General features: G+C 70.2%; 26 protein-coding genes and 1 pseudogene. 24 read left to right on the forward strand and 3 right to left on the reverse strand.

Translation table 11 applies throughout. The features are described 5' to 3' along the window. Window positions 1–8: 8 nt before the first annotated feature. From ffh to F603_RS0127425, 18 genes are all read left to right on the forward strand, one after another. The gene (gene ffh / locus F603_RS0127340) at window positions 9–1,556 is read left to right on the forward strand and encodes a signal recognition particle protein (RefSeq protein ID WP_019549122.1); all 1,548 of its coding nucleotides are present in this window, start codon (window positions 9–11) and stop codon (window positions 1,554–1,556) included. 31 nt (window positions 1,557–1,587) lie between these two features. Beyond that, window positions 1,588–2,103: a GNAT family N-acetyltransferase gene (locus F603_RS0127345; RefSeq protein ID WP_211231129.1), complete on the forward strand. Its 516-nt coding sequence runs from the start codon at window positions 1,588–1,590 to the stop codon at window positions 2,101–2,103. Between the two features lie 437 nt (window positions 2,104–2,540). Continuing rightward, entirely contained in the window at window positions 2,541–3,200 is a 660-nt protein-coding gene (locus tag F603_RS0127350) for a hypothetical protein (RefSeq protein WP_211231130.1), read from the forward strand. Between the two features lie 249 nt (window positions 3,201–3,449). Further along, a complete protein-coding gene (rpsP, locus tag F603_RS0127355) occupies window positions 3,450–3,890 on the forward strand; it encodes a 30S ribosomal protein S16 (protein ID WP_016909882.1) in 441 nt (146 codons plus the stop codon). A 2-nt stretch (window positions 3,891–3,892) separates the two neighbouring features. Then, the gene (locus tag F603_RS0127360) at window positions 3,893–4,132 is read left to right on the forward strand and encodes an RNA-binding protein (protein ID WP_016909881.1); all 240 of its coding nucleotides are present in this window, start codon (window positions 3,893–3,895) and stop codon (window positions 4,130–4,132) included. A 117-nt stretch (window positions 4,133–4,249) separates the two neighbouring features. Then, window positions 4,250–4,780 (forward strand): ribosome maturation factor RimM, encoded by a 531-nt coding sequence (rimM, locus tag F603_RS0127365; RefSeq protein WP_019549125.1) that lies wholly within the window; start codon window positions 4,250–4,252, stop codon window positions 4,778–4,780. Next, window positions 4,777–5,616, forward strand: a complete 840-nt coding sequence (trmD, locus tag F603_RS0127370) for a tRNA (guanosine(37)-N1)-methyltransferase TrmD (protein ID WP_019549126.1) — start codon at window positions 4,777–4,779, stop codon at window positions 5,614–5,616. Before rimM ends, trmD begins: the two co-directional genes overlap by 4 nt. A gap of 180 nt (window positions 5,617–5,796) precedes the next feature. After that, window positions 5,797–6,147, forward strand: coding sequence for a 50S ribosomal protein L19 (rplS, locus tag F603_RS0127375; protein WP_016909878.1), 351 nt, complete (start codon window positions 5,797–5,799; stop codon window positions 6,145–6,147). Window positions 6,148–6,214: 67 nt separating this feature from the next. Beyond that, the gene (gene lepB, locus F603_RS0127380; RefSeq protein ID WP_211231131.1) at window positions 6,215–6,925 is read left to right on the forward strand and encodes a signal peptidase I; all 711 of its coding nucleotides are present in this window, start codon (window positions 6,215–6,217) and stop codon (window positions 6,923–6,925) included. 208 nt (window positions 6,926–7,133) lie between these two features. Next, window positions 7,134–8,216, forward strand: a complete 1,083-nt coding sequence (gene lepB / locus F603_RS33060) for a signal peptidase I (RefSeq protein WP_425427025.1) — start codon at window positions 7,134–7,136, stop codon at window positions 8,214–8,216. Beyond that, on the forward strand, window positions 8,158–9,102 hold the full coding sequence (gene lepB, locus F603_RS0127390; protein WP_019549128.1) for a signal peptidase I: 945 nt from the start codon (window positions 8,158–8,160) through the stop codon (window positions 9,100–9,102). Before lepB (F603_RS33060) ends, lepB (F603_RS0127390) begins: the two co-directional genes overlap by 59 nt. Window positions 9,103–9,215: 113 nt before the next feature. Continuing rightward, window positions 9,216–9,944 carry a signal peptidase I gene (gene lepB / locus F603_RS0127395; RefSeq protein WP_026328764.1) on the forward strand — a complete coding sequence of 243 codons (729 nt, stop codon included), beginning with the start codon at window positions 9,216–9,218 and terminating at the stop codon, window positions 9,942–9,944. A gap of 48 nt (window positions 9,945–9,992) precedes the next feature. After that, window positions 9,993–10,313, forward strand: a complete 321-nt coding sequence (locus F603_RS0127400; protein ID WP_019549130.1) for a DUF2469 domain-containing protein — start codon at window positions 9,993–9,995, stop codon at window positions 10,311–10,313. A gap of 143 nt (window positions 10,314–10,456) precedes the next feature. Continuing rightward, window positions 10,457–10,831 (forward strand): YraN family protein, encoded by a 375-nt coding sequence (locus F603_RS0127405; RefSeq protein ID WP_026328765.1) that lies wholly within the window; start codon window positions 10,457–10,459, stop codon window positions 10,829–10,831. After that, window positions 10,832–12,457, forward strand: a complete 1,626-nt coding sequence (locus tag F603_RS0127410; RefSeq protein WP_019549132.1) for a YifB family Mg chelatase-like AAA ATPase — start codon at window positions 10,832–10,834, stop codon at window positions 12,455–12,457. Continuing rightward, window positions 12,454–13,596, forward strand: a complete 1,143-nt coding sequence (dprA, locus tag F603_RS0127415; protein ID WP_019549133.1) for a DNA-processing protein DprA — start codon at window positions 12,454–12,456, stop codon at window positions 13,594–13,596. Before F603_RS0127410 ends, dprA begins: the two co-directional genes overlap by 4 nt. A gap of 289 nt (window positions 13,597–13,885) precedes the next feature. Continuing rightward, window positions 13,886–14,713, forward strand: a complete 828-nt coding sequence (whiG, locus tag F603_RS0127420) for an RNA polymerase sigma factor WhiG (protein ID WP_019549134.1) — start codon at window positions 13,886–13,888, stop codon at window positions 14,711–14,713. 126 nt (window positions 14,714–14,839) lie between these two features. Then, window positions 14,840–15,397 carry a TetR/AcrR family transcriptional regulator gene (locus F603_RS0127425; protein WP_019549135.1) on the forward strand — a complete coding sequence of 186 codons (558 nt, stop codon included), beginning with the start codon at window positions 14,840–14,842 and terminating at the stop codon, window positions 15,395–15,397. Window positions 15,398–15,531: 134 nt separating this feature from the next. On the opposite strand, the pseudogene F603_RS34395 reads toward F603_RS0127425, so the two are convergent. After that, a pseudogene (locus tag F603_RS34395) lies at window positions 15,532–16,404 on the reverse strand (peptidoglycan DD-metalloendopeptidase family protein); the annotation flags it as partial. Window positions 16,405–16,849: 445 nt separating this feature from the next. On the opposite strand from F603_RS34395, the gene rpsB reads away from it, so the two are divergent. The 5 genes from rpsB (at window position 16,850) to F603_RS0127455 (ending at window position 21,679) form a co-directional block, all read left to right on the forward strand. Beyond that, a complete protein-coding gene (gene rpsB, locus F603_RS0127435) occupies window positions 16,850–17,749 on the forward strand; it encodes a 30S ribosomal protein S2 (RefSeq protein ID WP_019549137.1) in 900 nt (299 codons plus the stop codon). A 165-nt stretch (window positions 17,750–17,914) separates the two neighbouring features. Next, entirely contained in the window at window positions 17,915–18,751 is an 837-nt protein-coding gene (tsf, locus tag F603_RS0127440; RefSeq protein WP_019549138.1) for a translation elongation factor Ts, read from the forward strand. Between the two features lie 157 nt (window positions 18,752–18,908). After that, complete coding sequence (gene pyrH, locus F603_RS0127445; RefSeq protein WP_019549139.1) at window positions 18,909–19,661, forward strand: UMP kinase; 753 nt, start codon at window positions 18,909–18,911, stop codon at window positions 19,659–19,661. A 190-nt stretch (window positions 19,662–19,851) separates the two neighbouring features. After that, a complete protein-coding gene (frr, locus tag F603_RS0127450) occupies window positions 19,852–20,409 on the forward strand; it encodes a ribosome recycling factor (RefSeq protein WP_019549140.1) in 558 nt (185 codons plus the stop codon). Between the two features lie 31 nt (window positions 20,410–20,440). Next, entirely contained in the window at window positions 20,441–21,679 is a 1,239-nt protein-coding gene (locus F603_RS0127455) for a phosphatidate cytidylyltransferase (protein WP_026328766.1), read from the forward strand. A 222-nt stretch (window positions 21,680–21,901) separates the two neighbouring features. On the opposite strand, the gene F603_RS0127460 is transcribed toward F603_RS0127455, so the two are convergent. Both F603_RS0127460 and F603_RS0127465 read right to left on the reverse strand, forming a co-directional pair. Next, window positions 21,902–22,435: a TetR/AcrR family transcriptional regulator gene (locus tag F603_RS0127460; protein ID WP_019549142.1), complete on the reverse strand. Its 534-nt coding sequence runs from the start codon at window positions 22,433–22,435 to the stop codon at window positions 21,902–21,904. 22 nt (window positions 22,436–22,457) lie between these two features. Then, a complete protein-coding gene (locus F603_RS0127465) occupies window positions 22,458–23,294 on the reverse strand; it encodes an alpha/beta fold hydrolase (protein ID WP_019549143.1) in 837 nt (278 codons plus the stop codon). Window positions 23,295–23,490: 196 nt separating this feature from the next. Here F603_RS0127465 and rlmN point away from each other — a divergent pair, with 196 nt between their 5' ends. Beyond that, a complete protein-coding gene (gene rlmN / locus F603_RS0127470; protein ID WP_019549144.1) occupies window positions 23,491–24,597 on the forward strand; it encodes a dual-specificity RNA methyltransferase RlmN in 1,107 nt (368 codons plus the stop codon). Window positions 24,598–24,680: the final 83 nt, after the last annotated feature.

A 24,680-nucleotide genomic window follows, 5' to 3' on the forward strand; every position in this document is an offset into this window, starting at 1 on the left:
CGACCGCCGTGTTCGACACTCTTTCCGATCGCCTCGCAGCGACCTTCAAGAACCTCCGGGGCAAGGGCCGCCTGTCCGAGGCGGACATCGACGCCACGGCGCGCGAGATCCGGGTCGCGCTCCTGGAGGCGGACGTCGCGCTGCCCGTGGTCCGCGCCTTCATCAAGCAGGTCAAGGAGCGGGCGCTCGGCGCCGAGGTCTCCCAGGCGCTCAACCCCGCCCAGCAGGTCATCAAGATCGTCAATGAGGAGCTCGTCGGCGTCCTCGGCGGCGAGACACGACGGCTCCGCTTCGCGAAGAACCCGCCGACGGTGATCATGCTCGCCGGCCTCCAGGGTGCGGGCAAGACCACCCTCGCGGGCAAGCTCGGCCGCTGGCTTCAGAAGCAGGGCCACACGCCGCTCCTCGTCGCCGCCGACCTCCAGCGCCCCAACGCCGTCAACCAGCTCTCCGTCGTCGCCGAGCGCGCCGGCGTCGCCGTCTTCGCGCCGGAGCCGGGCAACGGCGTCGGGGACCCGATCGAGGTCGCCAAGGACTCGGTCACGCACGCCAAGGAGAAGCAGCACGACGTCGTCATCGTCGACACCGCGGGCCGTCTCGGCATCGACGAGGAGCTGATGCAGCAGGCCGCGGACATCCGCGACGCGGTCAGCCCCGACGAGGTCCTCTTCGTCGTCGACGCGATGATCGGTCAGGACGCGGTCTCGACGGCCGAGGCGTTCCGCGACGGCGTCGGCTTCGACGGCGTCGTCCTCTCCAAGCTCGACGGCGACGCCCGCGGCGGTGCCGCCCTCTCGGTGGCGCACGTCACGGGCAAGCAGATCATGTTCGCCTCCAACGGCGAGAAGCTCGACGACTTCGACGCTTTCCACCCGGACCGGATGGCGTCGCGCATCCTCGGCATGGGCGACATGCTCACGCTGATCGAGAAGGCCGAGGAGACCTTCAGCCAGCAAGAGGCCGAGAAGATGGCGGCCAAACTGGCGAAGGGCCCCAAGGAGTTCACGCTCGACGACTTCCTGGCCCAGATGGAACAGGTCCGGAAGATGGGCTCCATCTCCAAGCTCCTCGGCATGATGCCCGGCATGGGTCAGATGAAGGAGCAGATCAACGACCTCGACGAGCGGGACGTCGACCGCACCGCTGCCATCATCAAGTCCATGACGCCTGGGGAGCGCGCCGAGCCCACGCTCATCAACGGGTCGCGCAGGGCGCGCATCGCGCGCGGTTCGGGCGTCGACGTCAGCGCCGTGAAGAACCTGATCGAGCGGTTCTTCGAGGCGCGGAAGATGATGTCGAAGATGGCCCAGGGCGGCGGCATGCCCGGTATGCCGGGGGCGCCGGGCGGCGCCGCGAAGAAGAAGGCGAAGCAGCAGAAGAAGGCGAAGGGCAAGCGCCAGTCGGGCAACCCGATGAAGCGCAAGCAGCAGGAGCAGGCCGAGTCCGATCGCAAGTCGGGGGAGCAGGGCAGCGCCTTCGGCATCCCGGGACCCGGCCAGGGCCCGGGCGGGTTCGAACTCCCCAAGGAATTCAAGGACATGCTGCCCCCCAAGTGAGCCTTGTCCGTGTGAGGACGATGATGTGGGCATGCATGTCTACATCCGCCCGCCGCAGCCCGAGGACGAACGGGCGTACAGCGAGGCCGTCCTGCGCTCCGCCGACCACCTCACCCCGTGGAACCCGGTGGAGCCGGACGGCCTCCCGGACCTGCTGCGCCGCCAGGGCCCGCTGCTCCGCAGCTTCCTGATCTTCGACGGCGGCGACGACGGCCTCGTCGGGCGGGTGAACGTGGCCAACATCGCGCGCGGGAGGTTCCGCAACGCCTCCCTCGGCTACGACAGTTACCTCCCGTACGCGGGGACCGGCCGCATGACCGAGGGACTCCGCCTCATCGTCGACCGCTGCTTCGCCCCGATCCCCGAGGGGCTCGGCCTCCACCGGCTTGAGATCAACGTGCAGCCGGAGAACGAGCGCTCCCTCGCGCTCGCCCGCCGTCTCGGCTTCCGCCACGAGGGCTTCTCGCCGCGCATGCTCTACATCAACGACGACTGGCGCGACCACGAGCGCTTCGCACTCACCGCCGAGGAGTGGCCGAGGGGCTGACGGCGGCGTGGAGCCGGCTGCCTCGCCGCTCACGCACGCGCTCGTCGTACCAGATTTCGCCACGAGGCGGCTCCGCAACGGGATTTGCGGGTGCAGGGTGCCGACTGCGAAGGGGCATATGCGGATGCTCGCGGCCTCTTCGGTACGGGAAGCGATCTCCGAGGTACGCTCACTCGACAGGGGCAGCTCAAAGATCGGCGTCCAGTCCCGAGCCGCAAGGGGCTCATGCCGCTAGCACGTGCCGCACACCCACGCAGCACCGGCCGAGCGGAGCCGATAAGCCGCGCGCACCGTCCCAGTAGGCGTGCCACCGCACACTGCCTGTCCGTCGATACGTCCCGGCATGCGACAGGTGTACGGGTCCTCCGCAGTTCTTCGCAGGCGCCCGCGTCCAGACCCATCGGTGAGAACTGACTGGTACGTGCAAAATATTTGGGATGGCCCGGAATCGGAACACTGGGGCACCCCGACTCGTTGAGAACGACGTGAGCACGACACCACCAGTACTCGCCGCCGAACTGGCAGCCGCCTGGGCCGACATTCAACGGCACCACCCCGAGCTGCCGGATCTGGCCGCGCCCGAATCGCTCATCGGTGAGTCCTCGTCCGCCTGCGGCACGGGGCTCTCCTTCGAACGGCTGCTCCACGAGGCCGTGCACGGCATCGCCGCCGCGCGCGGAGTCCGCGACACCTCGCGGGCCGGCCGCTACCACAACCGCCGATTCCTGGGCATCGCCGAGGAGTTGGGGCTGGACCACCCGGAGGAGCCGCACCCCAGCAGCGGCTTCTCGCTGGTGATCCTCACCCCGGAGACCAGACGCCGCTACCGCCCGACCATGGAGCGCCTCCAGCGCGCGCTGAAGGCGTACAGCGCGGCGACGACGTCCGACACCGGAAGGAGCTTCCGCGGCCCCGCGGCCCGGCACGGCTCCTCGGGCGGGGGCGTGCGCGTCAAGGCCGTCTGCGACTGCGGGCGGAACGTCCGGGTCGTCCCCTCGGTGCTGGCGCAGGCGCCGATCATGTGCGGAGCGTGCGGCAAGCCGTTCCGCATCCCCGCCGAGTCGAGTGCGCCGGAGCCCGTGGCCGCCGTCGGCTGAGGACAGCGGCCGCCGTCCGCCCGCGGGAGCCGCCCTCCGGAGCCTCGGGGAGGGCGGCTCCAGCCGCTCGGACCGGTTCCTGGGGCGGTTCGGCCGCGTTGCGCCCGTGTGGCATCATTGGCCGCTGTACCCGACAGCCGCACAGGACCCCTCTCTCCTCCGGCTGACGCGTCCACCGGACACCAGGACCGCAACCCCACGTGGATTCCGCAGTGTCCACCCACGTCAAGACCAGGAGACACCACACCCGTGGCAGTCAAGATCAAGCTGAAGCGTCTGGGCAAGATCCGGGCCCCGCACTACCGCGTCATCGTCGCCGACTCCCGCACCCGCCGCGACGGCCGTGCGATCGAGGAGATCGGCCAGTACCACCCGACCGAGAACCCCTCGCGGATCAAGGTCGACAGCGAGCGCGTGCAGTACTGGCTCGGCGTCGGCGCCCAGCCGACCGAGCCCGTCCAGGCCATCCTCAAGGTCACCGGTGACTGGCAGAAGTTCAAGGGCCTGCCCGCCCCCGAGCCGATGAAGCTCCCCGAGCCCAAGGCCGACAAGCGCGCCGTCTTCGAGGCCGCGGCCAAGGACACCGGCGAGGAAGCCAAGGGCGAAGCGATCACCCCCAAGGCGAAGAAGTCGGAGAAGAAGGCGGACGAGGCCAAGGCCGAGTCCTCTGACGAGTCGACCGGAGCCTGAGGATGCTCGAGGAGGCCCTCGAGCACCTTGTGAAGGGCATCGTCGACAACCCCGACGAGGTGCAGATCGCGGCGCGTAACCTGCGTCGCGGCCGTGTGCTGGAGGTCCGGGTCCACCCGGACGACCTCGGCAAGGTGATCGGCCGCAACGGCCGCACCGCCAAGGCGCTGCGCACCGTCATCGGGGCGCTCGGGGGCCGGGGAGTCCGCGTCGACCTCGTCGACGTGGACCAGGTCCGCTGAGCAGCGGGAGATGAGCACCGGCACGGGCCGGGGACGGCAGCAGCCGTCCCCGGCCCGTTGTCGACGGCAGCAGTTTCAGCCGCACATCGCGGCCGGCAATTTCGAGAGGGCACGAGAGTGCAACTAGTCGTCGCGCGGATCGGCCGTGCCCACGGCATCAAGGGCGAGGTCACCGTCGAGGTGCGTACGGACGAACCGGAGCTGCGCCTCGGACCCGGTGCCGTACTCGCCACGGACCCGCCCGAGGCGGGCCCGCTCACCATCGAGCAGGGCCGCGTCCACAGCGGCCGACTCGTCCTGCGGTTCGCCGGCGTCAACGACCGCACGGCGGCCGAGGGGCTCCGCAACACCCTCCTCGTCGCCGAGGTCGATCCGGACGAACAGCCGGAAGACCCCGAGGAGTTCTACGACCACCAGTTGACCGACCTCGACGTGGTCACCGTCGAGGGTGTCGCGGTCGGCCGCGTCTCGGAGGTCGCGCACCTGCCGTCGCAGGACCTGCTCATCGTCGGGACGCCCGAGGGGGGCGAGGTGATGATCCCGTTCGTCACGGAGATCGTCCCCGAGGTCGACCTCGACGAGCAGCGCCTCGTCGTCGATCCGCCCCCTGGCCTCCTCGACGCCGACGAGGGGAAGGGGCAGGCGTGAGGATAGACGTCGTCACCGTCTTCCCCGAGTACCTGGAGCCTCTGCGGCTCTCGCTCCTCGGCAAGGCCGGTGAACGCGGCCTGCTCGACGTCCGCGTCCACGACCTCCGCGCCTGGACGCACGATCGCCACCACACCGTCGACGACACCCCCTACGGCGGCGGCCCCGGCATGGTGATGAAGCCCGAGCCCTGGGGAGAGGCGCTCGACACCGTGATCGGCCCGGAACCGGCCGAGCCGCCGGTGATCGTCGTGCCGACGCCGAGCGGTCGCCCGTTCACGCAGCAGCTCGCAGGCGAGCTCGCGGAGGCGCCGTGGCTCGTCTTCACGCCCTCCCGGTACGAGGGGATCGACCGGCGGGTGATCGACGAGTACGCCGACCGCTTCGACGTGCGAGAGGTCTCCATCGGGGACTACGTGCTCGCCGGGGGAGAGGCACCGGTCCTCGTCATGGTGGAGGCCGTGGCCAGGCTGGTCCCCGGGGTACTGGGCAACTCCGCTTCGCACCAGGACGACTCCTTCGCGCCGGGGCCCATGGCCGACCTGCTGGAGGGCCCCGTCTACACCAAGCCTCCGGAATGGCGCGGCCGCGGCATCCCCGAGGTGCTGCTCAGCGGTCACCACGGGCGGATCGCCCGGTGGCGCAGGGACGAGGCGTGGCGGCGCACCAGCGCCTTCCGCCCCGACCTCGTACGACGCACGGAGCCGACCGCGCTCGACGCGGCGGACCTGCGCGTCCTGCGGGAACTGGGCTGGGAGTTGGAGGAGCCGCCCGAGGCCCCGGGCGGAGCTCAGCGGCTTCGTCCGGTCGAAGGTCCGGCGGCTGCGGACCCCTGAATTTTGCCCGCCGGGGACGGCGTGGAAGAATGGGCCGTCGCTCGCGTGGGAGTGGCGACCCTGCCACAGGGGGACCGACGCCCACCCGGCGAGCATCCGGGTTCTCCAGACCTCGGAACCCCTTCAGAATCACGAGCATTCCGTCGATGACCTGTGGCATCGACGAGGAAGCGGACTTCTATGTCTCACGTACTCGACTCCGTCGACGCGGCCTCGCTGCGCAGCGACATCCCGGCGTTCCGTCCGGGCGACACCCTCAACGTGCACGTGCGCGTTATCGAGGGCAACCGCTCGCGTGTGCAGCAGTTCAAGGGCGTCTGCATCCGCCGCCAGGGCGACGGCGTCCGCGAGACCTTCACGGTCCGCAAGATCAGCTTCAGCGTGGGTGTCGAGCGCACCTTCCCCGTGCACACCCCGATCGTTGAGAAGATCGAGGTTGTGACCCGCGGTGATGTCCGCCGGGCGAAGCTCTACTACCTCCGCGGTCTGCGCGGCAAGGCCGCCAAGATCAAGGAGAAGCGCGAGAACTGATCCCGCGGGCCCGCGTCGAACGGCCCGACAGGGCTCGTCCCGGTGCGGTGCCCCGGTCGCACACACCGTGGACGACGTATCCGAGCAGAACCAGCAGCGCGATCGCCCTTCCGTCTCCGAGCAGGGGAGGAAGCGGCGGTCGCGCGCTGTGCGTTGGGGCACCCCCCTCTGCGGCCTCCTGATTGTGCTCTTGCTGACCAGCGCCTTTGTGGTGCAGCCTTTTCTGATTCCGAGTTCCTCGATGGAGCCCACGCTGCAAGTCGGTGACCGGGTGCTGGTCAACAAGCTGGCCTACACCTCGGGTGACCGTCCCGACCGCGGCGATGTCGTCGTCTTCGACGGCGCCGGCTCGTTCGAGGACGAGGAACCGGAGGGCAACCGTCTCGCCGCGCTGCTGCGGCGGGCCGGGGCTGCGGTCGGACTGTCCGACGCCTCGGGCTCCGACTACGTCAAGCGCGTCGTCGGGGTCGGCGGGGACAGCGTCGCCTGCTGCGACGAGCGGGGGAGGATCGAGGTGAACGGTGAGCCGGTCGACGAGGCGTACCTGCATCCCGGCGACGCACCGTCGACGGTGCCTTTCGACATCGAGGTCCCGGACGGACGGTTGTGGGTGATGGGGGACCACCGCTCCGACTCCAGTGACTCGCGCGACCACCTCGGCGGCCCGGGCGGCGGCACCGTACCGCTCGACCGCGTCATCGGCCGCGCGGACTGGATCGGTTGGCCCGTCGGGCGATGGACCACGGTACCCGCGGCAGCCGGCGGCGACCGTGGCTGACGGTGAGGGGCCGACGTACGGTCGGCGACCCTCGTCGCCGCCCCCGCAGGGCGGCTACGGCCACCCCGGCCGGTACGACTACTCGGAGCCGTTCGACTACGGCAGCCCTCGGCCCGTCCAGCCCGGGGCCCCGTGGGCGCCGCCTGGCCCGAACGGGACGCCTGCGCAGGCACCGGGCGCCTACGGCGCGAGCGCGCCCCCGCCGGGTATCGACCCGTCTCCGCCGTACGGCGCGCAGCCCTACCCGCAAGAGACCTTCAACGGGCGGGACTTCGGGGTACCGCCGGAGGACCCCGAGGCGGCCGACCGCCGAGCCGACGCCTTCCTCGAGAGCGTCGCCGAGCCGACTCCGCTGCCGCCACCGGGCGAGGGACGCGCGGTGAGGCGCCGTCGGGCGAAGCGGAACAGGCGCAGGCGACGGCTTTCGGCCACCAAGGAGGTGCCGATACTCGTCGGGGTGGCGCTGCTGATCGCGTTGCTCCTCAAGACCTTCCTCGTGCAGGCGTTCGTGATCCCGTCGGGGTCGATGGAGCAGACGATCCGGATCGGCGACCGCGTCCTCGTCGACAAGCTGACCCCGTGGTTCGGCAGCCGTCCCGAGCGGGGGGACGTCGTCGTATTCGAGGACCCGGGCGGCTGGCTGGAGCAGGAGCAGTCGGAGCCGGCCGACGATCCGCCCGGCATCAAGCAGGGCAAGGAGCTGCTCACCTTCATCGGCCTGCTTCCCTCCGACGACGAGCAGGACCTCATCAAGCGTGTGGTCGCCGTGGGTGGGGACACCGTCAAGTGCTGCAACAGCGAGGGCAAAGTGACCGTCAACGGTCAGCCGCTGGAGGAGCCTTACATCAATCCGGGTGACAAGCCGTCCCGGGTGAAGTTCGACGTCGAGGTGCCGATCGGCCGCGTGTTCGTCATGGGCGACCACCGCGGCAACTCGGCCGACTCCCGGTATCACCTCCGGGACCCGGGTCGCGGGACGGTCCCCGAGGACCTGGTGCTCGGCCGCGCCGTCGTGATCGCCTGGCCCTTCGACCACTGGCGGAGACTGGAGGAGCCGGAGACCTATGCTTCAGTACCGGACGCCGCGGGTTCCCCGGCGTCCGCCGGGTCCGACGACAATCGGGTCACCCCACTCCCGTTCTCTGCGGAACTCCCGCTCGTTATGGGAGTGGTGGGCCTGCACCGGTTGACGGTCAGGCGGCAGCGCAGCGTGAGGAGTGAACGTGGGGGATGTGGCGGTCGGCGCACGGTCGGGTTCCGGGGACTCGGACGACGGTGGGGAGCACGATGACCGGGCCCCTTCCGGTGCCGAGCAACCGCCCGCGCCTCCGGTGGAATCGACTGAGCGGGAAGACGGGAGCGAAGTGAGCGGCGTGAGCCACCGGGAGCAGGAGAAGGCGGAGAGCGACGGGCGCTCCGAGAAGAACCAGCGCCCGTTCTGGAAAGAACTGCCGCTGCTGATCGTCGTTGCGCTCGTGCTCGCCCTGCTGATCAAGACCTTCCTGCTCCAGGCGTTCTCCATCCCGTCCGACTCGATGCAGAACACCCTCCAGCGTGGCGACCGTGTCCTCGTCGACAAGCTCACCCCCTGGTTCGGTTCGACGCCGGACCGGGGCGAGGTGGTCGTCTTCCACGATCCGGGCGGCTGGCTGCCGGAGGTCGAGGTCGAGGAGAACGTGGTCCAGAAGGCGTTGAGCTTTGTCGGCCTGATGCCCTCCGGCAATGAGAAGGATCTGATCAAGCGCGTGATCGCGGTCGGCGGCGACACCGTCGAGTGCAAGGAGAACGGCTCGGTGCGGGTCAACGGCAAGGCGCTCAAGGAGTCGGAGTACCTCTTCCCCGGCAACACCCCCTGCAACGACAAGCCGTTCGGCCCGATCAAGGTGCCGGACGGCAAGCTCTGGGTCATGGGTGACCACCGTCAGGACTCGCTCGACTCGCGGTACCACGAGACGCAGCCCGGAGGCGGTTTCGTGCCGGAGGAGAACGTCGTCGGTCGCGCCGTCGTGATCGCCTGGCCGGTCAACCGCTGGGACGCGCTCTCCGTTCCCGACACCTTCAGCAGTCAGGGTCTCGCAGGTGCGGCCTCCACCGCGGTCCCGGGCGCGTTCGGGCTCGCCGGGGCTGTCCCGTTCGTCCTCTGGCGCCGCAGGGCACGGGTCCGCCAGGCCGTGTAACGGGGCTGACGCCGCCCGTACCGCCGGGTAGTGTGCGCTCCGGATCTTCCGAAGCGCACCGGGAGGCGCCGGGGTTGGCGGCCGCCGTGGCGCGTGAGCGATCAGGGGCGGGCATGGCCGAGGCGGCGGGCGGGGCCGGGATATCTCCCGTGGGACGCATACTCTCGGGCGTCGCCGTGGCGCTCGGCTGCGTCCTCTTCCTCGGCGGATTCGTCTGGGGTGCTCTTCTCTACCAGCCGTACACGGTGCCGACCGACTCCATGGACCCCACGGTGAAGCCGGGGGACCGGGTGCTCGCGGAACGGGTCGACGGGGACGAGGTGCGCAGAGGGGACGTCGTCGTCTTCCAGGACTCCGTATGGGGCTCGGTGCCGATGGTGAAGCGGGTGGTCGGCGTCGGGGGCGACAAGGTCGCCTGCTGCGACAGCCGCGGCCGCCTCACCGTCGGGGACCAGGCGATCGACGAGCCGTACGTGCGCTCAGCGCGCGGCAAGGACGCACAGCGCCCCTTCGGAGCGACGGTCGTGCCCGAGGGCAAGCTTTTCCTCCTCGGCGACAACCGGCTCGCCTCCCTCGACTCCACCGCTCACCTCGACGACGGCGACCACGGCGCCGTCCCGCGCTCGGCCGTTCAGGCCCGGGTCGACGCCGTCGCCTGGCCGATCAGCGGTCTCGGTGTGCTCGAGCGGGCCGAGTGGACGGACGAGCTCCCGGGCGAGCCCTCGGAGCCCGGACCGGTACGGTTGCTTGCGGTCGCGATTCCGGTCGGAGCGGTGCTGATCTTCGGTGGCGCGGCCTGGGCGCCGATCGCCCGCAGAGTGAACTCCTCTCCACGGGGTTGACCCCCGTGACGCACAATGGGAGGACGCACGGCTGAAGGGGAACATGCCATGAGTGCCGAGGACCTCGAAAAGTACGAGACGGACATGGAGCTGAAGCTCTACCGGGAGTACCGGGACGTCGTGGGTCTCTTCCGGTACGTCGTCGAGACGGACCGGCGCTTCTACCTCACCAACGACTACGAGATGCAGGTCCACTCGGTCCAGGGAGAGGTCTTCTTCGAGGTGTCGATGGCCGACGCCTGGGTGTGGGACATGTACAGGCCGGCGCGGTTCGTGAAGCAGGTCCGCGTCCTCACCTTCAAGGATGTCAACGTCGAGGAGCTCAACAAGCGCGAGCTCGACCTGCCGGAGGACTCGGGGTTCAAGTGACCCCTGTCGGCCGGGGGTTCGTGCTCTGGTGTCACTCTTCGGAATGACCGGGTTTTCCACAACTCCCGGGTAATCCACAGGAATTCACCAAGATCCACTTTTCTTCTGCGCTAGCGGCAGAGTCTCCGCCGGAGGTGGTGGAGATGAACGCACAACGCGCGCTCGGCAGGTATGGAGAGGATCTCGCCGCACGGCGTCTCCGTGACGGCGGAATGGCGGTCCTGGAGCGCAACTGGCGGTGCAGGGAAGGCGAGATCGACATCATTGCGCGTGATCGCCACGCGTTGGTGATCTGCGAGGTGAAAACCCGCAGGGCAGGGCTGTACGCCCAGCCCATGGCCTCCGTTCCGCCCTCGAAGTACGCCCGGCTGAGGCGGCTCGCCTCCAGGTGGCTCACGGAGCGCTGGCTACCGAGGTACGGCAGCCCGCCCATGGAGGGCGTCCGCATCGATCTCATCGGCGTGGTCCTCCCCGATCGCGGTGCCCCGCTCGTTGAGCACGTCCGGGGGGTGGGGTGAGTGACCTTCGCCCGTACCTGCTCCGTGGCGCTCGTCGGGGTCGAGGGGGTCCCGGTCGAGGTCCAGGCCGATCTCGAACCCGGCATCGCAACCTTCACCCTCGTCGGACTCCCGGACAAAAGCCTCAGCGAGAGCAAGGACCGGGTCCGTGCGGCGCTGGCGAACTCCGGGGTCGAGTGGCCCCAGCGCAAGCTCACGGTGGGGCTCAGCCCCGCGTCCGTCCCGAAGGCGGGGAGCGGATTCGATCTCGCCGTCGCCTGCGCCGTGTTGGGCGCGGCCGAGCGGATCGACCCGCGGGAGATCGCCGGCCTGATGATGATCGGCGAACTCGGGCTCGACGGCCGCGTACGCCCCGTCCGCGGTGTGCTCCCCGCGGTGCTCGCCGCGGCCGAAGCCGGGTACCGCCAGGTCGTCGTCCCCGAGTCGGCGGCGGCTGAGGCCGCCCTCGTCCCCGACGTCTCCGTGCTCGGGGTGCGCAGCCTGCGGCAGTTGATCGCGGTGCTCGGGGACGAGCCAGTGCCCGAGGAGCCGCCGGCCGAGCCCGGCCACGACCCGACGGTGCCGGACACCTTCGGCCTCGTCTCGTCCCAGAGCAGTCTGCCGGGCTCCGGGCCGGTCCGAGTCCCTGACCTCAGCGACGTCGCAGGGCAGCGCCGTGCACGCTCTGCGCTGGAGATCTCGGCAGCGGGAGGCCACCACCTCTTCCTCAAGGGCCCGCCCGGCGCGGGGAAGACGATGCTCGCCGAGCGCCTTCCCGGGCTGCTCCCGCCGCTGAGCCGGCAGGAGTCGCTGGAGGCGACGGCCGTCCATTCGGTCGCGGGCGCACTCGAGGCCGGCCAGCCCCTCATCGACCGTCCGCCGTACTGCTCGCCGCACCACTCCGCGACGATCGCGGCCCTCGCGGGCGGCGGCTCCGGTGTCCCGCGGCCCGGGGCGGTCTCGCTCGCCCACCGTGGGGTTCTTTTTGTCGACGAGGCGGCCGAATGCAGTGCCCGCGTACTCGACGCGCTGCGGCAGCCGCTGGAGTCCGGGTACGTCGTCGTCGCGCGGGCAGCGGGAATGGTGCGGATGCCGGCGAGCTTTCTGTTGGTCCTCGCTGCGAACCCGTGCCCCTGCGGGCGGTTCGGCACGGCCGCCGGCGTCTGCGAGTGCCGGCCGTCCACTGTGCGCCGCTACCGGGCGCGGCTCTCGGGGCCGTTGATGGACCGTGTGGATCTCCGCGTCGCCGTCGAGCCGTTGGCCCGCGCGGAACTCATGGCAGCAGCCGGCGCCACGGAGACCACCGCCGTCGTAGCGGAAAGGGTACGAGCGGCACGCGAGCGCGCGTCGGCTCGTTACGCGGGGAGCCACTGGAGCACCAACAGCCAGGTCCCCGGCCATACTCTGCGCAGCCACTACCCGGTAGCGGACGGAGCGCTGAGCCAGGCTGAGCGGGAGATGGAGCGTGGCCTGCTCACTGCGCGCGGACTCGACAGGGTGCTCCGGGTCGCCTGGACCGTAGCCGACCTGGCAGGGCACGACAGACCCGACCGCGAGGACGTCGACTGGGCCCTCGAACTGCGGACCGGGATCAGCCGGGGTGCGGCACCCGGGGCCACGCCCGTCTCACTCGGGGAGGGGGTGTGAACGCCGGCGCGGAGGAGCGGTTGGCGAGGGCGGCGCTGACCCGCGTGGTGGAGCCTGGGGACGTGCGTGCGGGGCGTTGGCTCAGCGAACACGGGCCGCAGGCGGTCTGGGAGTGCCTGCGTGAGCGGCCGGCCCCACCTCCGTTGCCCGGTGCCTCCGAGCACGTTTGGCGAGGGCTGAGACTCAGGGCAGAACGCGTCGCTCCGGAGGCGGACCTCGCCGCCGTCGCCGAGCTCGGAGGGCGGTTTCTCTGCCCGGGGGATGCCGAATGGCCCCGCCAGCTCGACGACTTGGACATGGCCCGCCCCGTCGGGCTCTGGGTGCGTGGCCGCCCCTCACTGCGGTTTTGGGCACTGCGCTCCGTCGCCCTCGTGGGAGCGCGGGCCTGCACCGACTACGGCAGCCGTATGGCTGCGGTGCTCGGGGCGGGTCTCGCGGAGCGGGGGTGGACGGTCGTCTCCGGCGTTGCCTACGGGGTCGACGGCGCCGCCCACCGGGGGGCGCTCTCCGTCTCAGGACCCACCGCCGGCGTGCTGGCCTGCGGGGTTGATGTCGCTTACCCGCCAGGGCATCGGGAACTGGCCGGTCGGCTCGCGCAGCAGGGTCTGCTGCTCGCCGAGTTGGCGCCCGGGGACCATCCGACGCGCAGTCGCTTCGTGCTCAGAAACCGTGTCATCGCGGCTCTCACCCGTGGCACGGTCGTGATCGAGGCGCCGGTGCGGAGCGGCTCTCTCGTGACGGCACGTCATGCACGCCGTCTCGGAAGACACCTGATGGGCGTCCCTGGTCCGGTCACCTCCGGTCGCTCCGCGGGCGTCCACGAACTCCTCAGGGGAGAGGGCAGCGTCGTCACGGACGCCGACGAGGTCGTCGAACTCGTGGGTGCAGTCGGCGAACTGGCGCCCGAGCGGCGTGGACCGGATCTTCCGAGGGATCTCCTGCCGGCTCAGACGGCCGCGGTACTGGAGGCGCTGCCGGCGTCGGGCACATCGAGCCTCGGCAGCCTCGCACGTGAGGCAGGCGTTCCCCCGGAAGTGCTCCGGATCAGGCTGGGTGAACTTCACGCGCTCGGTTTTGTCGAACGGGTCGGCGACGAGTGGCAGTTGAAGGGCGGTGGGAGACGGCACTCGATCGTGTGATGAGCCGTTCCTTGACCTGGGTCTATGGAGTGGAAGGCTGCTCCATGTGCGCCGGCGCGGACCTTGTGCGGGCTCGCGCGGTTGCCGGTGTTTTGCCGTGCGCCGCCCGTACTTTTGCGTGCGCTTCGAATGCGTACAACAGAGCGACGCTTCCAGCGAGTTGGGCGGTGTCGCGGTCGCGTTACGCTCACGCCATTCGCCACCGCGGCACTCATCTCGTACCACTGAGCAGACCACCATTCCGCAGCACGCAGACGGCTCTTCACGAAGCAGAACGGCTAGGCGACGAATGCCCCAGCACATCACCGGGCCTGACCGTACGGCCATGGCAATCCCAGAAGGCGGCGAAGCCGTGCCCGCCACGCTGGAGGAACTGTGGCGCGCCTACAAGCGAACGGGGGATTCCAGGCTCCGAGAGCAGCTCATCCTGCACTATTCACCACTGGTGAAGTACGTGGCGGGACGAGTGAGCGTGGGGCTTCCCTCCAACGTGGAGCAAGGGGACTTCGTCTCCTCCGGCGTCTTCGGACTCATCGACGCCATCGAGAAGTTCGACCCAGACAGGTCGAACAAATTCGAGACCTATGCGATCACCCGCATCAGGGGCGCCATGATCGACGAGCTGCGGGCGCTCGACTGGATTCCCCGCTCGGTACGGCAGAAGGCGAGAGCCGTCGAACGTGCCTACGCGACGCTGGAGGCGTCCCATAGGCGCAGTCCGTCGGAGTCGGAGGTGGCCGGCCATATGGGGATCTCCCAGGGTGAACTGCATGGTATTTTCAGTCAGTTGTCCCTCGCCAACGTCGTCGCCCTCGAAGAGCTGCTCCACGTCGGCGGTGAGGGCGGCGATCGACTCAGTCTGATGGACACGCTGGAGGACACCTCCGCCGACAACCCCGTCGAGGTTGCCGAGGACCGGGAGCTCCGCCTCCTGCTTGCACGGGCCATCAACAGCCTGCCCGAGCGCGAGAAGACGGTGATCACGCTCTACTACTACGAAGGGCTGACCCTCGCGGAGATCGGCCAGGTCCTCGGGGTGACCGAGAGCAGGGTGAGTCAGATCCACAGCAAGTCGGTGCTGCACCTGCGTGCCAAGCTCGCCGACGCCGGGCGCTGAACCGTACCGACCGTCGCCGCACAGCAGCTCGTTCGACAGTTCGCTCCGTACGATTCGGCCCTACCCGAGCGCTGGCCCATGTCTCCTTCGTAAGCTGGGACGGTGCCCAGGATTCGAGCGGCCTCAGTGGCCGAGCACCGGAACATGCAACGCGCCGCCCTGTTGGACGCCGCACGTTCGCTGCTCTCCGAGGGCGGTACCGAGGCGTTGACCTTCCCCGCCCTCGCGCAGCGCACGGGCCTCGCCCGCTCTTCGGTCTACGAGTATTTCCGATCCCGTGCAGCAGTGGTCGAGGAGTTGTGCGCGGTCGACTTCCCCGTTTGGGCGGCCGAGGTCGAGGCCGCGATGGCAGCGGAGGAGTCGCCGGAGGCGCAGCTCGCGGCCTACGTGCGCAGCCAGCTCTCGCTGGTGGCGGATCGCAGGCACCGAGCAGTGGTGGCGATCTCCGTCGGTGAGCTGGACGGGGCTGCCCGCGAGCGCATCCGAGCCGCTCATGGCGGGCTCATCGCGATGATCGTCGACGCTCTCGGCCAACTGGGCCACGAGCAGCCCCGGTTGGTGGCGATGATGCTGCAAGGCGTGGTGGACGCCGCCGTGCGGAGGATCGAACTCGGTGCCGCCGAGGAGCCGGAGCAGGTGGTGGAGGCGGCGGTGGGCTTCGCGCTGCGCGGCGTCGCCGGGTGAGGGCGCGCTCCGCAGCGGTCCGCCCGGCGTACCGGACCTGAATACGAGACAGGGCGCGGGACTCCGTAGATCGGTAGGAGCCGGGCCCGGCCGCCGAGCATCCCCGGCGGGAGCAGCGAGAGCGGGTCGAGGTACCGGTCTCCCCGCAGCAGGCCCCAGTGCAGGCATCCTCCGCGGCAGCGGTGATGCGGAGTGGGTGCCGCTGCTGTCGTCGTCGCCACGGTCTCCCCGGCGCGGACGACGGCTCCGCTCCGCACCCTCGGGCGGACCGACTGGTAGGTGACGCGCAGCGGCGGGCTTCCGCTCTGGTGGAGAGCGATCGAGACCACACCCCTGTTCGCCACCTTCCCGACGAAGACGACCTTGCCCGGCGCCGCGGCCACCACCGGCCGCCCGCTGCCGACCGTGAGATCCACGCCTCGGTGGCCGGCGGCCCAGGGGCGGGGCGGCCGCTCCCAGCCTCGGGCCACGAGCGGACGCCTCCCCGGCTCGCTCCCCGCGACCGGCCAGGCCCGACGGCCGGCCGGACCGCATCCCCGTCCGGGCAGGGCCCCTCCCCGGCAGACGCCTTCCGGCGGCGCGAACCCGAACGGGGAAGGTGGACCCGCGCCCGGCTGCGCGGGAGGGAGAGTGCCGAGCGCGGGAGTGTGAGAGGGCGCGGGCGGGGTGACGGCTGTTCCTGGCGGCGAGGGAGCAGCTTCCGCGAGACCCGCCAGGAGGGACGCCGCCGTCAGCAGCACGAGGACGGCGAGCGCCATGACGGACGGGCGCCACCTGCTGCTTCGGCGGAGGCGGTGACCGGAAACCGGCGGAGCAGCAGCGAGATCCACCGAGACGCCGGCGCTCCTCGCGCGGCGGAAGGCCGACGCCTTCGCCCAGGAGGGGACCGGACGCCGGGAAGCGTGCCCCCGTGACTCGTGGCCGAGTTCGGAACCGACGAGGCGACGGACGGAGCCGTGGCCGGCGACGCGATGGCCGGCCCGACGGGTGCGGTGAGTGCGGTGCATGTGAAGAGGATCGCGACTTCCGCGGAAGGTCGGTGATCATGCTCAGTTTCTGTGGATAACCCGACAGTTGGGGATAACTTCGTCACCTTTGAGGGGGATCGCCGCGTCAAGGTCGAGCTGCCGCTTCCCGTGCCGTCCACGAACTCCCGCGCACGCACCGCCGAACGGCAGCCTTTCGAGGCCGCCCGCCACCGGTACCCGGCACGGCCCGACGGCAGCAGCGGAGCCGAGGGCGCAGGCGACTGCACGGTTCCCGTACACTGCTGGGGCGGCCCGGTCTGCCGGGCTGACTTCGCACGTCCCGCCACCCTCGCACGGTGGCCGCGCAACTCGGTGCCGGAGACCGCCTCTTCAGGCCGTCGACGGTGCGGCGCGACAGGGGCGTCAGGCACGCCGAGGCCGACCGGCCCCGGTGAGACAACCGAGTACCTCAAGGAGAACGGCCATGGCCGTCGTCACGATGCGGGAGCTGCTGGAGAGCGGCGTCCACTTCGGGCACCAGACCCGCCGCTGGAACCCGAAGATGAAGCGCTTCATCTTCACCGAGCGCAACGGCATCTACATCATCGACCTGCTCCAGTCGCTGTCGTACATCGACCGCGCCTACGAGTTCGTCAAGGAGACCGTCGCGCACGGCGGCTCGATCATGTTCGTCGGCACCAAGAAGCAGGCCCAGGAGGCCATCGCCGAGCAGGCCAGCCGCGTGGGCATGCCCTACGTCAACCAGCGCTGGCTCGGCGGCATGCTGACCAACTTCTCCACCGTCTACAAGCGCCTCCAGCGTCTCAAGGAGCTGGAGGAGATCGACTTCGACGACGTCGCGGCCTCCGGCCTCACCAAGAAGGAGCTGCTCGTCCTCTCGCGCGAGAAGGCGAAGCTGGAGAAGACCCTCGGTGGTATCCGTGAGATGCAGAAGGTGCCGAGCGCCGTCTGGATCGTGGACACCAAGAAGGAGCACATCGCGGTCGGCGAGGCCCGCAAGCTCAACATCCCGGTCGTCGCGATCCTCGACACCAACTGCGACCCGGACGAGGTCGACTACAAGATCCCGGGCAACGACGACGCGATCCGCTCCGTCACGCTGCTCACCCGCGTCATCGCGGACGCCGCGGCGGAGGGCCTGATCGCGCGCTCCTCCGGCGGCTCCAGCGAGGGCAAGGGCGAGAAGGCCGCGGGCGAGCCGCTCGCCGAGTGGGAGCGCGAGCTCCTCGACGGCGACAAGGCCGAGACGAAGGACGCCGAGGAGGCCGCGGAGTCCGAGGTGCAGTCCTCGCCCGAGACCGAGCAGGCAGCCGAGGCCGAGCAGGCCGAGGTGCCCTCGGCAGAGCAGGCCGGACAGGCCTGACCAAGGCACTCGGCGCCCGCTCAGGGCCGGTTCCACCGCGGTACGGCGGGGGGTAGCCCCGCCGTACCGCGCGCGTGGAGCAGCGGCCGGCACGGCGGAACGCGGTAGTGCGTCGCCGCCGGCCGCATCATCCTCATCGACTTTCCGGGAAGAGAATCACAGACCATGGCGAACTACTCCGCCGCTGACGTCAAGAAGCTCCGCGAGCTCACCGGCGCCGGCATGATGGACTGCAAGAAGGCGCTCGACGAGGCCGAGGGCGACGTGGAGAAGGCCGTCGAGGTCCTCCGCGTCAAGGGCCAGAAGGGCGTGGCCAAGCGCGAGAGCCGCTCCGCGGAGAACGGCGCCGTCGTGGCGCTGGTCGCTGACGACAAGAGCACCGGCGTCCTCGTCGAGCTGAAGTGCGAGACGGACTTCGTCGCGAAGGGCGACAAGTTCCTCGCCGCCGCCAACGCGCTCGCCGAGCACGTCGCCGCGACGAGCCCCGCCGACATCGACGCGCTGCTCGGTTCGGAGATCGAGCCGGGCAAGACCGTCCAGGCGTACGTCGACGAGGCCAACGCCAACCTCGGTGAGAAGATCGTCCTCGACCGCTTCGCGCAGTTCTCCGGCGCCTACGTCGCCCACTACCTGCACCGCACCGACCCGGACCTGCCCCCGCAGGTCGGCGTGCTCCTGGAGCTGGACAAGGCGGACGCCGAGACCGGCAAGGACGTGGCGCAGCACATCGCTGCCTTCGGGCCGAAGTACCTCTCCCGCGAGGAGGTCCCGGAGGAGACCGTCGCCAGTGAGCGGCGCATCGCCGAAGAGACCGCACGCGAGGAGGGCAAGCCCGAGCAGGCCCTGCCGAAGATCGTCGAGGGGCGCGTCACGGGCTTCTTCAAGGAGAACGTCCTCCTCGACCAGCCCTTCGCCAAGGACAACAAGAAGTCGGTGGAGAAGGTGCTGGACGAGGCCGGAGTCGGCGTGAAGCACTTCGCACGCTTCCGGGTCGGTGCCTGACACCTCCGTACACCGCACGCCGGGTGAGGAACGTGACCCGGCTCGGGCCCGGTAGGGTCCGGCACAGGCAGTTGTGACGAGGAGGCCATTGCCGCAGCGAGAACCGCGAGGGTTCACTCGGCAGTGGCCTCCTCGGTATGTGCACGAGGAGAGATCCATGAGCAAGGACAACGGCAACGACAGCGAGGGCCGAAGGCGCTTCCTGCTGAAGCTCTCCGGGGAGGCGTTCGCCGGTGGCGGCGGGCTCGGCGTCGACCCCGACATCGTGCACAAGATGGCCCGGGAGATCGCCTCGGTCGTCCGGGACGGGGCCGAGATCGCCGTGGTGATCGGAGGCGGCAACTTCTTCCGCGGCGCCGAACTCCAGCAGCGCGGCATGGACAGGGCGCGCTCCGACTACATGGGCATGCTCGGCACGGTGATGAACTGCCTGGCCCTCCAGGACTTCCTGGAGAAGGAGGGCATCGACTCCCGCGTGCAGACGGCCATCACCATGGGCCAGGTCGCCGAGCCGTACATCCCGCTGCGTGCCATCCGCCACCTGGAGAAGGGGCGGGTCGTCATCTTCGGGGCCGGCATGGGGATGCCGTACTTCTCGACGGACACCACCGCGGCGCAGCGCGCGCTGGAGATCAACGCCGAGCTGATGCTGATGGGCAAGAACGGCGTCGACGGCGTCTACGACGCGGACCCGGCGAAGAACCCGTCCGCGGCGAGGTACGACTCGCTGGAGTACGCCGAGGTGATCACGCGCGACCTCAAGGTGGCGGACATGACGGCGATCACCCTCTGCCGTGACAACGAACTGCCAATTCTGGTCTTCGAGTTGTTGGCGGAAGGCAACATCGGGCGGGCCGTCAAGGGTGAGAAGATCGGCACCCTGGTGAGCAACCAGGGCATCAGGGCCTGACGCCCCCTCACATGCGTACCGAAGAGTGGTGCGCAGCGGCGGGGTGTCGGGCAAAACCGTGGCGTACGAACGGCACGGTACGGGGATGGACAACGGCCTGCCGGTCGGACACCGTGCAGGAATCAGGGCACTGCCGCGCCCGGGGACCCGGACCGGCGGTCAGGCTCATTCATCGAACCAGGAGCACGTGGTGATCGAAGAGACCCTCCTCGAGGCCGAGGAGAAGATGGAGAAGGCGGTCGTGGTCGCCAAGGAGGACTTCGCCGCGATCCGCACCGGCCGTGCGCACCCGGCGATGTTCAACAAGATCGTGGCCGAGTACTACGGCACACTCACGCCCATCAACCAGCTCGCGTCCTTCTCGGTGCCCGAACCGCGTATGGCCGTCGTCACCCCGTTCGACAAGAGCGCGCTGCGCAACATCGAGCAGGCGATCCGGGACTCCGACCTCGGCGTGAACCCGTCCAACGACGGCCACCTCATCCGCGTCGTCTTCCCCGACCTCACCGAGGAGCGGCGACGCGAGTTCATCAAGGTCGCCAAGGCGAAGGGCGAGGACGCGAAGATCTCGATCCGGAGCATCCGCCGCAAGGCCAAGGAGACGCTCGACAAGGCGGTCAAGGACGGCGAGGTCGGCGAGGACGAGGGCAGGCGCGGCGAGAAGGAGCTCGACGACACGACGTCCAAGCATGTGGCGCAGATCGACGAGCTGCTGAAGAACAAGGAAGCCGAGCTGCTCGAAGTCTGAGCTCCACGTCCGAGGTCGAAGGCTGCAATCAGTGAACGAACCATCCTGGGGAGCGCCGTCTCCGAACGCCGGCCCGTCCGGAGCCGCGGGGCCGTACGCCCCCGGCGTGGGCGGCGGTGCGGCCGAGCCTCGGCACGCTGTGGCGCCCGAGGTGCGCGGGGACGAACTCGCCGAGACCCGACCCACCCCCGCGGTGTCACCGCAGGGCTCCCTCGAGGAGGACGGGTCCCGGCACGACCGTCCGGAGCCCGGCGGCACCGCTCCCGGGACGCCGTCCGAGGGCGCACCGGAGTCCGCGACACCGCACGCGCCTCCGCATACGCCGGGCGCCTCCCCGCGTCCGGCGGACGCCCCGTCGGCCGGAGCCTCCGCCCCGACGGGCAGCACGGCGGCCGGCGGACGGGCCGGCTCCGTGGAGGAGAGCGCGACGTCCGAGAGTGCACCGGCGCCGAAAAAGCGCGCGGGCAGGGACCTCGGAGCGGCGATAGGGGTCGGGGTCACCCTCGGTGCGGTGGTGGTCGCCTCACTCCTGCTCTTCAAGCCGGTCTTCGTCGGCGTGATCGTCGTCGCCGTGGTCGTCGGCCTCTGGGAGTTGACCTCTCGGCTGAAGGAACGCAAGGACATCCGGGCGCCGTTGGTCCCGCTCGCCGTGGGCGGGGCCGCGATGGTCGTCGTCGGGTACGTGTGGGGCGCCGAGGCATCCTGGGTGGCGATGGGGCTCACTGCCCTCGCGGTCCTCGGCTGGCGGATGACGGACTCGCCCACCGAGTACCTGCGGGACGTCACGGCCGGCGTCTTCGCCGCGTTCTACGTCCCCTTCCTCGCCTCGTTCGTGGCCCTGATGCTGGTGCCGGAGGACGGTGCCTGGCGGGTGCTCGTCTTCCTGCTGCTCACGGTGGTCGCCGACACCGGTGCGTACGCGGTGGGTTGGTGGTTCGGCAAGCACAAGCTCGCCCCCAGGATCAGCCCCGGCAAGACACGTGAGGGGCTCGTAGGCGCCATCGCGTTCGCCATGGCGGCGGGAGCGCTCTGCCTCCAGTTCCTCATCGACGGCGGTACATGGTGGCAGGGGCTGCTGTTGGGCCTTGCGGTCGCGGTGACGGCGACCCTCGGCGACCTGGGCGAGTCCATGATCAAGCGGGACCTCGGCATCAAGGACATGGGCAGCCTCCTCCCGGGCCACGGGGGCATCATGGACCGACTCGACTCGCTCCTCCCGACGGCTCCCGTCGTCTGGCTCCTCTTCGCGGCGTTCGTCGGCACGAGCTGAGCTCGCGCCGTGCGCGAGAACTCCCCTGTGGGCGGAGGGGACTTTCTTGCGCCTCGTCGAGCCCGGGCGGACGGGCCGTTGCGCACCGGCGGCACCCGGCGGCCGGCGGCCCCGCCGGCACTGCCGCCGACTTCCGTCTGCGCGAGGGAAGTCGAGCACGCCGGTACGGTCCGCTGCCGCCGGCACGGACTTCCCGACGGGCGCCCGCTCGCCCGTACCGAGTCAAAGGGTGCGCAGGCCCCGATCGGCGAAGGCGATCAGCCACTCGAAGCTCTCGTCGATGTCGGCGCTCCACTGGAAGCCGTTGGCCCCCTGCAAGGTGGCGAAGCCGTGGCAGAGGCTGCGGAGCATGCGCAGCGCGTGGTCGACGTCGGATACGTCCAGGTGGTAGCCGCGCAGGACCGCCGTGAACGTGTCGAGCAGCCGCCGACTCCCCAGGGCCATCGGATCGTTCGGCCCTGACGGTTCCACGCCGAGCGTCGCGGCGTACCGTCCGGGGTGTTCCAAAACGAAGGTACGAAAGGCGCGCGCCGCAGCAGCCAGGGCGTCCCGGCCCGCGTACCCCTGCACAGCGGTGCCGATGGCGTCGGCGAGCTCGCTCAGCGCCAGCGTCGCGATACGCCGGTTGAGATCGTCCTGGCCGCCGACGTGTTTGTAGAGGGAAGGGGTACGCACGCCCACCCGTTCCGCGAGCGACCCCATCGTCAGGTTGGCGAGCCCCACCTCGTCGGCGAGGGCGGCACCGGTTGCGACCACCGTCGCTCGGTCCAGGCCGGCCCTAGGCACGAACTGCCTCCGATCCGAAGAAGGCGAGCAGGAGTGAAGCCACCTCGTCGGGGAACTGGTCGTGGGGGTAGTGCCCGGCGCCCTCGATCATCTCGAGCCGACCGAGGCCGGACGGCAGGGACGCGATGATCGCCGAGCCTTCGGCCTGCGGGTCGGCCCAATCGGGGTCGAGCGTGCCCATGATCACCAGGACCGGGCACTCGACGTTGCCGAGCTGCTCGCCGGCGTCGGCCGGTGCGCTGCGGGCCATGCCGCGAAACGCTTTCTTCCGGCCGGGCTCGCGCATCAGGGAGTCGATGCGGTCGAGCCGCTCGTCCCAGTCGGCGGGCTTCGTGTCGGGGTAGGCCACGTCGAGGTACGAGCGCCAGAGCCGCACGCTGCCGAGCACGCCCGCACCGAGCAGCCGCATCATGCCCTGCCGTACGCGCTTCACTCGGAGGTCGCCGAAGCCGATCGACTGCTTGCGGGTGAAGGGCGCCAGCTCGACAACTGCGGTGACCAGCGCGGGTTCCTGCGCCGCTGCGATGGTGGCGGCGCCGCCGGAGATCGAGTGACCGACGAGCAGGGCCGGGCCGCCCAGGTGACGGATGACGGCGAGGAGGTCGCCCGCGAGGGCGGTGCGGCTCCAGGCAGGCCAGTCGACGCCGGACTCACCGCTGCCCCGCATGTCGAGGGCGGCGACCCGGTACCCCGCCGCCACCAGCGACGGGATCACAGCGCGGTAGGCGTCGCGGCTGTCGCCCATGCCGTGGGCGAGGACGACGAGCGGTCCTGAGCCGGTCACCTCGTAAGCGAGGGTGCTGCCGTCGACGGCGAGGTACTCGGTCATGGCTTCCCCTTTTGGTTAATGGCGTTAGCCAAAAGCTAATTAGATTAGCCAGGCGCTGTCAACCGCTCGATACGGCTCCAAGGACGAAGACGGGCTGCACCGACGGCTGTTGGAGGATCTGCGCCGTGCTCCCGGCTCCGGCCCCGCACGACGCCGGCCGGAGGCACCCTTCGCCGTCTGCCACACTGGAACGGTTATGCCTTCACCCGGAGAACTCACCTTCGTCGCGCCGCGCGGCGCCAAGAAGCCGCCGCGACACCTTGCCGATCTGACGCCACAGGAGCGTCGCGAGGCGGTTGCCGAGATCGGTGAGAAGCCGTTCCGTGCCAAACAGCTCTCGCAGCACTACTTCGGGCGGCTGGCGCACCGGCCCGAGGAGTGGACGGACATCCCGGCTGCCGCGCGCGGAAGGCTCTCCGAGGCGCTGCTGCCGGAGCTGATGAGCGTGGTACGCCACATCAGTTGCGACGACGACGCGACGCGCAAGACGCTCTGGCGCCTGCACGACGGCACCCTCGTCGAGTCGGTCCTGATGCGCTACCCGGACCGCGTCACCATGTGCGTGAGCTCGCAGGCCGGTTGCGGCATGAACTGCCCGTTCTGCGCGACGGGTCAGGCCGGCCTCGATCGCAACCTGTCGACGGCCGAGATCGTCCACCAGATCGTCGACGGCGCCAGGGCGCTGCGCGACGGGGAGGTCGCGGGCGGCCCGGCGCGGCTCTCCAACATCGTCTTCATGGGGATGGGCGAGCCGCTCGCCAACTACAAGCGGGTGCTCGGCGCGATCCGCCGGCTCACCGACCCGGCGCCCGAGGGGCTCGGGATCTCCCAGCGCGGCATCACCGTCTCGACGGTCGGCCTCGTGCCGGCGATGCACCGTTTCGCCGACGAGGGGTTGAGCTGCCGTCTCGCCGTCTCGCTCCACGCCCCCGACGACGAGCTGCGCAACACCCTCGTCCCCGTCAACACCCGCTGGACGGTCCGCGAGGTGCTCGACGCGGCCTGGCGGTACGCCGACGTGTCGGGGCGGCGCGTCTCGATCGAGTACGCGCTGATCCGCGACATCAACGACCAGGGGTGGCGCGCCGATCTGCTCGGGCGGCTCCTCAAGGGCAGGCGGGCGCACGTCAACCTGATCCCGCTCAACCCGACGCCCGGTTCCAAGTGGACGGCCTCGCGTCCCGAGGACGAGGCGGAGTTCGTGCGCGCGCTGGAGACCCACGGGGTGCCCGTGACCGTCCGGGACACCAGGGGCCAGGAGATCGACGGCGCCTGCGGGCAGTTGGCGGCGAGCCAACGCTGAGTGAGGCGTTCGGACTCGGTGTTAGGGTTCGAACGTACACACTCCATCCGACAGGGGAGCGCCCCAGGCGCTGAGAGTGCGGA

This window comes from Streptomyces sulphureus DSM 40104 (genome assembly GCF_000381025.1).
Taxonomy (GTDB): domain Bacteria; phylum Actinomycetota; class Actinomycetes; order Streptomycetales; family Streptomycetaceae; genus Streptomyces; species Streptomyces sulphureus.

Bases quoted from the DNA above. Each gene is read 5' to 3' on its own strand.
- whiG (WP_019549134.1), top strand. From the start codon at position 13,886: ATGCCCCAGCACATCACCGGGCCTGACCGTACGGCCATGGCAATCCCA.
- F603_RS0127405 (WP_026328765.1), top strand. From the start codon at position 10,457: ATGAACGCACAACGCGCGCTCGGCAGGTATGGAGAGGATCTCGCCGCA.
- rpsB (WP_019549137.1), top strand. From the start codon at position 16,850: ATGGCCGTCGTCACGATGCGGGAGCTGCTGGAGAGCGGCGTCCACTTC.
- F603_RS0127345 (WP_211231129.1), top strand. From the start codon at position 1,588: ATGCATGTCTACATCCGCCCGCCGCAGCCCGAGGACGAACGGGCGTAC.
- rplS (WP_016909878.1), top strand. From the start codon at position 5,797: ATGTCTCACGTACTCGACTCCGTCGACGCGGCCTCGCTGCGCAGCGAC.
- F603_RS0127350 (WP_211231130.1), top strand. From the start codon at position 2,541: ATGGCCCGGAATCGGAACACTGGGGCACCCCGACTCGTTGAGAACGAC.
- pyrH (WP_019549139.1), top strand. From the start codon at position 18,909: ATGAGCAAGGACAACGGCAACGACAGCGAGGGCCGAAGGCGCTTCCTG.
- F603_RS0127400 (WP_019549130.1), top strand. From the start codon at position 9,993: ATGAGTGCCGAGGACCTCGAAAAGTACGAGACGGACATGGAGCTGAAG.
- tsf (WP_019549138.1), top strand. From the start codon at position 17,915: ATGGCGAACTACTCCGCCGCTGACGTCAAGAAGCTCCGCGAGCTCACC.
- F603_RS0127465 (WP_019549143.1), bottom strand. From the start codon at position 23,294: ATGACCGAGTACCTCGCCGTCGACGGCAGCACCCTCGCTTACGAGGTG.
- F603_RS0127360 (WP_016909881.1), top strand. From the start codon at position 3,893: ATGCTCGAGGAGGCCCTCGAGCACCTTGTGAAGGGCATCGTCGACAAC.
- lepB (WP_026328764.1), top strand. From the start codon at position 9,216: ATGGCCGAGGCGGCGGGCGGGGCCGGGATATCTCCCGTGGGACGCATA.
- rlmN (WP_019549144.1), top strand. From the start codon at position 23,491: ATGCCTTCACCCGGAGAACTCACCTTCGTCGCGCCGCGCGGCGCCAAG.